8 protein-coding genes are annotated in these 9,648 nt (G+C 64.2%); 3 read left to right on the top strand and 5 right to left on the bottom strand.

The window, feature by feature from the left end:
* From PO883_RS30790 to PO883_RS30775, 4 genes are all read right to left on the bottom strand, one after another.
* On the bottom strand, positions 1 to 1,234 hold a 1,234-nt coding region (locus tag PO883_RS30790; RefSeq protein WP_289313163.1), incomplete at its 3' end, for a glycosyltransferase.
* 95 nt (positions 1,235 to 1,329) lie between these two features.
* Complete coding sequence (locus PO883_RS30785; protein ID WP_289313162.1) at positions 1,330 to 3,117, bottom strand: glycoside hydrolase family 2 TIM barrel-domain containing protein; 1,788 nt, start codon at positions 3,115 to 3,117, stop codon at positions 1,330 to 1,332.
* A gap of 402 nt (positions 3,118 to 3,519) precedes the next feature.
* Positions 3,520 to 5,028, bottom strand: a complete 1,509-nt coding sequence (locus PO883_RS30780; RefSeq protein ID WP_289313161.1) for a dipeptidase — start codon at positions 5,026 to 5,028, stop codon at positions 3,520 to 3,522.
* A gap of 214 nt (positions 5,029 to 5,242) precedes the next feature.
* Positions 5,243 to 5,530, bottom strand: a complete 288-nt coding sequence (locus PO883_RS30775; protein WP_289313160.1) for a DUF378 domain-containing protein — start codon at positions 5,528 to 5,530, stop codon at positions 5,243 to 5,245.
* A 151-nt stretch (positions 5,531 to 5,681) separates the two neighbouring features.
* Between PO883_RS30775 and PO883_RS30770 the strand changes: the two genes are divergently transcribed.
* Positions 5,682 to 6,539 (top strand): pirin family protein, encoded by an 858-nt coding sequence (locus tag PO883_RS30770; protein ID WP_289313159.1) that lies wholly within the window; start codon positions 5,682 to 5,684, stop codon positions 6,537 to 6,539.
* Here the strand turns inward: PO883_RS30770 and PO883_RS30765 are convergent.
* Positions 6,536 to 7,036 (bottom strand): Lrp/AsnC ligand binding domain-containing protein, encoded by a 501-nt coding sequence (locus tag PO883_RS30765; RefSeq protein WP_167092178.1) that lies wholly within the window; start codon positions 7,034 to 7,036, stop codon positions 6,536 to 6,538. The two genes, PO883_RS30770 and PO883_RS30765, sit on opposite strands and share 4 nt — an antisense overlap.
* Positions 7,037 to 7,138: 102 nt before the next feature.
* On the opposite strand from PO883_RS30765, the gene PO883_RS30760 reads away from it, so the two are divergent.
* Together PO883_RS30760 and PO883_RS30755 are read left to right on the top strand one after the other, a co-directional pair.
* Complete coding sequence (locus PO883_RS30760; protein ID WP_289313158.1) at positions 7,139 to 8,428, top strand: D-amino acid dehydrogenase; 1,290 nt, start codon at positions 7,139 to 7,141, stop codon at positions 8,426 to 8,428.
* A gap of 556 nt (positions 8,429 to 8,984) precedes the next feature.
* The gene (locus PO883_RS30755) at positions 8,985 to 9,647 is read left to right on the top strand and encodes a CCXG family PEP-CTERM protein (RefSeq protein WP_289313157.1); all 663 of its coding nucleotides are present in this window, start codon (positions 8,985 to 8,987) and stop codon (positions 9,645 to 9,647) included.
* Position 9,648 lies beyond the last annotated feature (1 nt).

The raw sequence follows: 9,648 nt of genomic DNA, 5'->3' as shown, positions 1-9,648 counted from the left end.
CTGTGCCTGTGCCTGTGCCTGTGCCTGTGCCTGTGCCTGTGCCTGTGCCTGTGCTTGTGCTTGTGCCTATGCCTGTAGCGCCGCTGGCCAAGCCTGCGTTGCCCGCATTGCCTGCGCCGCTGAAGCGGCCCGTGCCGCGTCCGGGTCGGGTCTCCGCCAGCAAGCGGCGCATGGCGTTGACCGTGACATCCCACGAGGTGCCGGCCACGATGGTGCGCATGGTGGCGCCCATGGCGGCGCGGCGTTCGGGCGTCATCGCCAGGGCTGCCTCGCACGCCGCCAGGAAGCCGTCCGCATCGCGCGCGATCGCGACCACGTGGCCGTACGGACGGGCGACGTCGGCGATATCGGTGCTGACGATGGGCAGTTCGGCGGCCATGTATTCGAGCACCTTGGTCGGGCTGATGAAGCGGGTAGCATCGTTCAGCGCGAACGGCAGCAGGCATACATCCCAGCCGGCCAGCAGGCCAGGCAGCGCTTCGTAAGGCTGCTGCCCCAGGTAGTGGATATTGGGGCGCTGCGGCAGGCTGGCGGGGTCGATTTTCATGACCGGCCCCACCATCACCAGTTGCCAGTCGGGATGGGCGTCGGCCAGCGTAGCGACCAGGGGCGCGTCGAAGCGCTCGTCGATCACCCCGTAAAAGCCCAGGCGCGGTGCGCCGATGCCGGCCTGGAGCGGATGGCCGTTATGACGCCCGAGCGCGCGCTCGAAGTGGCGCACGTCGACGCTACTGGGAAAGCAGTGCGCATTGGTGTGGCGCTCGCGCTTGGCCTGATACAGGCTGGGCCCGCCGGCAAACACCAGGTCGGCCAGGTTCAGCAGGGCCGTTTCGCGTTGCAGCAGCTGGCGCGGAGGATTCTTGAATGCCGCCAGCTCGTCCATGCAGTCGTACACCACCAGCCCCGCATGCAGTTCCTGTAGCAACGGCAGGGCCATCGGTGTATAGAACCAGGCGATGGGGTGCTCGCCGGGCTCGACCAGACCGGCCAACATCGGTTGCAGCAGGCGGATCTGGTCATCGTGGAAGCCATGCGCGTGCACCGGCGTGTGCGGCCGGTACACGGTCACGTTGGGAACCGGTGTCGATTGTTCCATGTAGCTGTCGCCATCATCGTGCACGGGCTCCTCCACAAAGAGGATGCGGAAATATTGCGCCAGCCGCGACAGCAACTGCTGCGGCCGCTGGTAAACAAAATCCCAGCGCAGGTGGCAAAAAACGATGATCGTCGACATGCTATCTCCTTTCGCCCATCCCGGGCGTATGTTGGCAAAGTGATGTGTCCTACTGACCCGCGGCGCCGTCCCGCGCGGGTGGTGCCAGCGGCTCGTCAGGCAATTTCGGGGTAGCATTCCTCCTTCGCATCATCGTTGCGCGTGGCGGCGCTGATCAGTTCGAGCGGGATCTTGGGCGTGCGGTCGGCGCACAGCAGGCCGTTCGCTTCCTGGAAGGTGTCGCTGAATTGGGTGTAGCAAAAGCCGCTGAACATGGTCGTGCTGTTGACCACCGCCAGCAGGCGCCGGTACAGGTCGAGAAAACTGTCTTCGGTGTGGGCGCGCGAGTAGCCCCAGGTGTGCGCGCTGCCGTTGTGCTTGTCGAAGGCGACGCCGCCGAATTCGGTCAGCACGATGGGTTGGCCCCGGTGTGGAAAGCCGTCCAGCGTCAGGATGCGCCCGCCCGGACGGCGCTGGTCGAACAGGGTGCGCGTCGGTTCGCTGGTGGTGTAGCGCGCCGCCAGCTTGTCGGGATTGCAGTCGTAGTCGTGGATGCCGAGGATGTCGGTGGCCGACGCTTCCCAGCCATCGTTGCCGATCACCGGCCGGGTCGCGTCGAGCGTCCGCGTCAGGTGGTACAGGGCTTCGACCGCATTGCGGTGGGCCTGGGTGAGGGTCAGGTTCGGCACGCCCCAGGATTCGTTGAAGGCCACCCAGACGATGATGCACGGGTGGCTGTAGTCGCGTTCGATGGCCTCGGTCCACTCGCGCACCATGCGCGTGATGGCCTTGGGGCTGAAGCGGTAGGCCGATGGCATTTCTTCCCACACAAGCAGGCCGAGCCGGTCGGCCCAGTACAGATAGCGCGGGTCTTCGATCTTCTGGTGCTTGCGCACGCCGTTAAACCCCATGGCCCTGGCCAGCTCCACGTCGCGCTTGAGGGCCGCGTCCGACGGCGCCGTGAGCAGCGATTCGGGCCAGTAGCCCTGGTCGAGCACCAGCCGCAGCGCGTAGGCGCGGCCATTCAACATGAAGCGGTCGCGGTTGATCGCCACCGAGCGCAGCGCCGTGTAGGAACGCACCATGTCAAGCACCTTGCCCCGATGGTGCAGGCTCACCTCGGCAGTGAGCAGGGTGGGCCGCTCGGGACTCCACAGCAGCTCGTTGCGCGAGTCGTCGATGCCCGGATCGGACAAGGCGATCTTGCGGTTGGCCTCGTTGCCGAGCAGCTTGTAGTGATCGTCGGCCAGCAAATTGGCGCCATGCCAGATCTTGACCTCGACAAACAGGTGTTCCGTGATGTCGCCGGTGGCAAAGATTTCGCAGCCGATTTCGTAGGTCTCGAAAATCGGCGTCCAGCGCAAGCTCTGAATGTAGGTCGACGCCACCTGCTCGATCCACACCGTCTGCCAGATGCCGGTGGTGCGCGGATACCAGATCGAGTGCGCGTCGAGCAGCCAGTCCTGCTTGCCGCGCGGCTTGGCCAGGTCGTGCGGGTCATCCTCGACGTACACCGTCACGACCTGCGTGCCCTCCTCCCTGAGCACACCGCTGATATCGGCCGAAAACGGCGTGTGTCCGCCCTCGTGTTCGGCCACCAGGTGCTGGTTGACCCAGACCCGGGCGCGGTAGTCGACCGCGCCGAAATGCAGCAGGGTGTGGCCCGCGTGCGGCGCCAGATGGAAGGCGCGTTCGTACCAGCACACCGTGTGGAAGCCCATGTCGCCGATACCGCTGGCGCGCGACTCCGGCGCGAACGGCACCTCGATCTGGTGCGTCCACTCGGTCGCGCCATCGGGCATGCGGCAGCGCCGTTCATCGTCGAACATGAATTTCCACGGCCCGTTCAGGCTGATCCAGTGCTCACGCACGAGCTGCGGTCGCGGATACTCGAATTGATTCATTGGTGCTCCTCGTCGTGGGCATGCGACGGCACTGGCCGCCGGCGCGGCGCAAGGCTGCGTGACGCCGCATGTGGAACAACAGGCGCGCGCCACGCCGCGAACAAGCGCTGTTATCGCGCACTGGGAACGGATGCTAGCACGCCAATTTTGCGCATTTTCACACCCCGCAAAGGCAAGATTTCCAGGTGAAAATGGCTTGTGACCAGTGGCGTTCAATCATATGGAACGCAACGGTTTTTCTGAGAGGGAGAGGCGATGTTCGCTGAGTTTTTGAGGTCGAAACTGGTTACATAAAGTAGGCTGCTGCCTACATCAAAAATCGGCGTTTTTACGGTTACGAACCAAACGAACGGGAGGACCCGGCGCGCGCGGCCCGCTGCGCGCCGGGTTACCAGCGAACCGCTATTTGGCCAGTTCGGCCATGACGGCCGTGTACATCTGCAAGTTCAGCATGAGCTGCTTGACGGTGATGAATTCGTGTTCGGAGTGACCCGAATACACCGTCCCCGGCATGCTGGGGCCGAAGCTGACCGCGTTCGGGAACAGGCGCGAGTTGGTGCCGCCGCCGATGGAAATCGGGCGCGGATTCTTGATGCCGGTGTAGTAGGAAAACACGGACAGCAAGGTCGGCACCTGGGGCGCGCTTTTCTGCAGCCACGGTTCCGTGATCTCGACCTTCACATCGGCCAGCGCGATGCGCCGCGCCTGCCACTGGGTCAGCGCCTCGTTCACTTCGCGGGTCAGCTGTTCGGTGCTCTTGCCTTGCGGACGGCGCAGGTTCACATGCAGCGAGATCCCGGCCTCGCCCTGCTTGATGACGGTCGGCGCCACGGTCATCGGCCCCATGAATTTATCGCGGTAAGCGATCGTGCCGAACTTTTCCCCGTAGATGCCGGTCCCGATCAAATCATTGAGCAGATTGACCATGGCGCCGGCCGTGGTGTTCGGCCACGGCTGACCATTGAGCGCATCGGCCAGCATGCTGACCGCGTTGACGCCGTCTTCCGGCTTGGACGAGTGTGCCGACAAGCCTTGCGCCTTGACCAGCAGCTGCTTGCCCTGGCGGCTGAAGGTATAGCGCATGCCGCCTTGGGCGCTGGCGCGCTGGCGGATGTTCGCTTCCAGTTCCGGCGTGGCATCGTCGATGGCGGCGCTGGCGTCTTCCGGAATCTGGCTGCCGAAAAAGCCGCCGCCGAAGGCAACCAGCGCAGCCTTGCCCGCCGGCGCTGGCGCCTGCGGCGGCACCGTCACGCTGATCGTGCCGTAGCCCTTCTCGGCCGTCACCACCGGATACTCGGCGTCGAGCGTGATGTTCACCTGGGGCGGCTGGTGCGTCTTGAGAAACTCGGTCAGCGGCCCCCAGTCCGATTCCTCGGCCATGTACACATACAGTTCCAGCCGTTTCGCCAGCGCCAGCTTGCTGTCCTTGATCGCCTTCATCGCATACAGGGCGGTCGCGATCGGTCCCTTGTCATCCTCGGTGCCGCGTCCGATCAGGCGCCCGGCCTCGCTCGTCTTGTCCAGCTCGAAGGGCGACTTTTTCCACTTGGAGGGGTCGACCGGCTGGATATCGCCGTGCGTGATGATACCGACCCGCTCGCTGCCGCTGCCCAGGCCGATGACCATCACATAGCCATGGTCGGTGTAATCGAGGCCGAGCCGCTCCGCCTCGCTCTTGAGGTAGCTCTTGAAACCGAGGTGCTGCGGATTGCGCTCGAACGGCAGCGCCGGGTCGGCGACCGTATTGAAGCTGACCATCTTCGCCAGGCTGTCGATCAGCGCGGTACGGTAGTTCGCGGCCGCATGGGCTGCCGCGCGCAAGGCCGCTTCCCCCGGTGCAGGCGGGGGAGCGGCACCGGCAGCGGTGCTCAGGCAGCACAGCAGGCTGGCGAGGACGAACGAGTGGCGCATGGTGACATCCTGGACGTTGGGTTTGCGGAACGTCAAAGTCTATCACCGCCGGCCATGCTGCGCAGGCCCCGGGCGCGCGGCGGCAAGCGCAGTGCCCAAGAGCACGGGCGCAAGCGGGCGCCGCAAGCGGACGCCGCAAGCGGGCGCCGCAAGCGGACGCCGCAAGCGGGCGCCGCAAGCGGGCGCCGCAAGCGGGCGCCGCAAGCGGACGCCGCTAATGCTGGCGCGCGGCCATCTTGCTCAACAGGTAAATAGCGTACAGCGAGGCGATGCCGACCAGCGCATACACCAGGCGCGACCAGCTTGTGCGATCGCCGAACAGCGTCGCCACCAGGTCGAACTCGAAGGCCCCGACCAGGCCCCAGTTGATGCCGCCGACGATCATCAAGACCATCGCCGCCCAGTCGAGGGCGGAAAATTGGGTCGCGTGCAGCGCGCCGCCGGCATTGCGGCGTTCCGGGATATGGCGGCGTTCGTTTGCGGGTGCGTTCATTGTTGCCATTATTGCCTCCTTGTGATCTCCACCAGAATGGTGGCGTCACGGTAGGACAGCAAACCGGGGCATAAAGTTTTCGCCATCGCGCAGGCCGACGCCGCGCGCGCCGCGCTTCCGGTATGGTGGGGGACAAAACCACCATCCCGGGAGTGAGCCCATGAGCGAAAAGAGCATCAAGCGCCTGCATCCGGCCCAGCGCGACGACATCGGCGACCTGCTGACCCAGCGCCCGCTGCCGGGACCGTACGCCGACCAGATCGATCCCTTCCTGTTTCTCAATCATCACGGACCGCAGCACTACCCGCCGGGCAACCGCGGCCTGCCCTTCGGTCCGCATCCGCACCGCGGCTTCGAGACCGTCACCTTCATCGTCGACGGCAGCCTGATGCACAAGGATAGCGCCGGGCACGAGAGCGTCGTCGGCGCCGGCGGCGTGCAATGGATGACCGCTGGAAGCGGCATCGTGCATGCGGAAGTGTCGCCGCCGGCGTTTCGCGCGCAAGGCGGGCAGCTCGAAATCCTGCAGTTGTGGATCAACCTGCCGGGACGCCTGAAGATGAGCGCGCCGGCGTACACGGGATTGCAGCGGGACGATATGCCGACCATCGGCCTGGACGGCGGCAAGGTCGACCTGCACCTGGTCGCCGGCCAGTGGAACGGCATCAAAGGCCCGGTGCAATCGCTGACCGGTGTCTTCATGAGCACGGTGGCGATGCGCGCCGGCGGCCAGTTGCACGTACCGGATCTGCGCGCGCGCAATGTGTTTTTGTATGTCGTGCGCGGCACCGTGGACATCAACGGCGACCGTGCCGACGCCTTCCACCTGGCCGAACTGAACGACGAAGGCGACGCCCTCAGCATCAGCGCCGAGACCGATGCCCTGCTGATCGTCGGCCACGCCACGCCGATTGGCGAGCCGGTGGTATCGCACGGACCGTTCGTGATGAATACGCGCGAGGAAATCCAGAGCGCCATTGCCGACTTCGAGGCCGGCCGTTTCCAGGGCCTGCGTTAAGACTGGAGCAGCGCCTCGGTCGACAGCACCAGCGTCTCCTTGATCTCCTCCATCACCACATAACTCTTCGACTGCGCCGCGCCGGGCAATTGCAGCAGCATGTCGCCGAGCAGCTTGCGGTACTCCGCCATCTCGTGGATGCGCGCCTTGATCAGGTAATCGAAGTCACCCGACACCAGATGGCATTCCTGCACCTCGGGAATGCGCAGCACCTCGCGCCGGAACTGCTCGAAGGCCGAGGCCGACTTCTGGTTGAGCGTAATTTCCACAAACACCAGCAGCTTGGCGCCCAGCGCGGCCGGATCGACGCGCGCGTAATAGCCGCTGATGACACCGTCGCGCTCCATGCGCTTGACGCGCTCGATGCAGGGCGTGACCGACAGACCGACCCGCTCGCCCAGGTCCTTCATCGAGATGCGGCCTTCGTTTTGCAGGATGCGCAGGATGTGGCGGTCGAGCTTATCGAGGCTGCGGGTCGATTCTTTAACGATTCGCATGAAATTCCACTAAATACGTGCAGTTATACGTGAACAAAGACTAGTTGAATCGCAATAATATAGCGGAAATTCTTGAATCCTATATTTTTCTCCGGAGAGACCATGCGTGTCGTCATTTTGGGTAGCGGCGTTATCGGCGTGACCACTGCTTACTACCTGGCCAAGGCCGGCCACGACGTCACCGTGCTCGACCGCCAGCCCGGTCCGGCGCTGGAAACGAGCTTCGCCAATGCCGGCCAGATTTCGCCCGGCTACGCCTCGCCCTGGGCCGCGCCCGGGATTCCCCTCAAGGCCATGAAATGGATGCTGCAGCGCCATGCGCCGCTCTCCATCACGCCCGACGGCACCACCTTCCAGCTCAAATGGATGTGGGACATGCTGCGCAACTGCACGGCTGACCGTTACGCGGTCAACAAGGAACGCATGGTGCGCCTGGCCGAGTACAGCCGCGATTGTTTCAAGACCTTGCGCGAAGAAGCCGGCATCAGCTACGAAAGCCGGCAGCGCGGCACCATGCAGCTGTTCCGCACCGAACAGCAGTTTGCCAGCGCCGAAAAAGACATCAAGGTGCTGCAGGATTCCGGCGTGCCGTACGAACTGCTCACGCGCGACCAGCTCGGCGACGCCGAGCCGGCGCTGGCGCTGGTCAAGGACAAGCTGGTCGGCGCGCTACGCCTGCCCAATGACGAGACCGGCGACTGCCAGCTGTTCACCACCCGCCTGGCCGCGATGGCCGAAGCGCTGGGCGTACGCTTTCGCTACAACGTCGCCATCGACCGCCTGGCGGTGACGGGCAACGCGATCAGCGGCGTGCATTGCGGCGACGAGCTGGTGCAGGGCGACGCCTATGTGGTCGCGCTGGGAGCGCACTCGACGGCGCTGCTCACATCGATCGTCGACATTCCCGTGTACCCGATGAAAGGTTACTCGATCACCGTGCCGATCACCGATGCCAGCAAGGCGCCGGTATCAACCATTCTGGACGAGAGCTACAAGATTGCCGTGACCCGTTTCGACGACCGCATCCGCGTCGGCGGCATGGCCGAGATTGCCGGTTTCGACCAGCGCCTCAATCCGCGCCGCCGTGCCACGCTCGAAATGGTGGTCAACGACCTGTTTCCGGGCGCGGGCGACAGCGCGCGCGCCACGTTCTGGACCGGGCTGCGGCCGATGACGCCGGACGGCACCCCGATTGTCGGGCGCACCGCGCTGGGCAATCTATTCCTCAACACCGGGCACGGCACCCTGGGCTGGACCATGTCATGCGGCTCGGCGCAGATGCTGGCCGACCTGATGTCGGCCAAGCGCCCGGCGATCCGCTTCGACGACCTCTCCGCCGGCCGCTACCAGGGTCGCGGCAGCGACGCCCGTCTCGACCTCGCCAACGCCTGACGCCAAAAACTCCTACTACAGCAGTAAAACCACCTACAACCGGGGTCTGACCTCTGATTAGCAATGCGGCTCGGCGCAGATGCTGGCCAACCTGATGTCGGCCAAGCGCCCGGCGATGCGCTTCGACGACCTCTCCGCCGGCCGCTACCAGGGTCGCGGCAGCGACGCCCGTCTCGACCTCGCCAACGCCTGACGCCAACGACGCCGACGCCGACAAGCGCAGTAAAACCACCTACAACCGGGGTCTGACCTCTGATTAGCAATATTTTTGTTGCTAGTTGGAGCTCTGACCCCGGTTGTAGGCGTTTTGGACTCAGCCGTAGGAGTTCGCTCGTTGTAAAACGTAAACACAGCTGCCGCCGATATATTTTCCGCCGCGCATCTATGTTACTGTTTGATCACTGTTCGTGTATCGGATGACCATCCGCTACACCATGATTCAGCGCCAGCACCCAGACTCGGTGTCCATCGCATTTTTCGGACACCTGTGCGGGGCGAAACCCTTTTTATACTTACCGCGCAGCATTGCGCGCGCGGTGCTTTGTCCAGGATAAATATGAAGAAAAATCTCTCATGGATGTTGGCAGTGACTACCCTGGCGCTTGCCGCCAATGCCGGCGCTAGCGCGATCGTCATCGAATCGGCTTCCGCCACCCCGTCCGGCCCCTTGTCCAGCGCAACGGATTATCGCAGCGCCGTCGATGCCGCCCTGCTCGGCCCCACCCATGCGTCAGTCAGCGTCGCTTCGTACGACCATATTACCCACGCCAGCCTGTTCGGCGGCAGCAGCAATTTCGCGCTCAAGTCGACCATCAGCTTCGGCGTCAGCGACGCCAATGCCGGCTTGTGGCAGTTCCGCGCAGGGGTCGATTTCGGCTACGGCGGCGCGCTGTTCCTGAACGGCGTGGCGCTCGATGCGAAGAGCCACGATATCTGGTGGGACAGCCAGTACACCAACCCGTCGCAGTATTTGGGCTCCACGGTGAACTTGGGAGCGGGAAATCACACGCTGACCATCTATGGCTTCGAGGGATGCTGCGATGGCGGCCAGCAAGCGCAGTTCATGGCGCCAAGCGGCACCTTCACCAGCTTCAGCACGTCGGATAATCTCATCAGCGCGGTCCCGGAACCGGAAACCTATGCCATGTTCCTGGCTGGCATGACGATGCTGGGCTTCATGACCCGCCGCCGCAATCGTCCGGCAAACATCAGCGCCTGAC

This window comes from Massilia sp. DJPM01 (genome assembly GCF_030348125.1).
Taxonomy (GTDB): domain Bacteria; phylum Pseudomonadota; class Gammaproteobacteria; order Burkholderiales; family Burkholderiaceae_D; genus Telluria_A; species Telluria_A frigida.
Note: the sequence above shows the minus strand (reverse complement) of the source record. Positions and strands in the feature narration are given on the sequence as shown.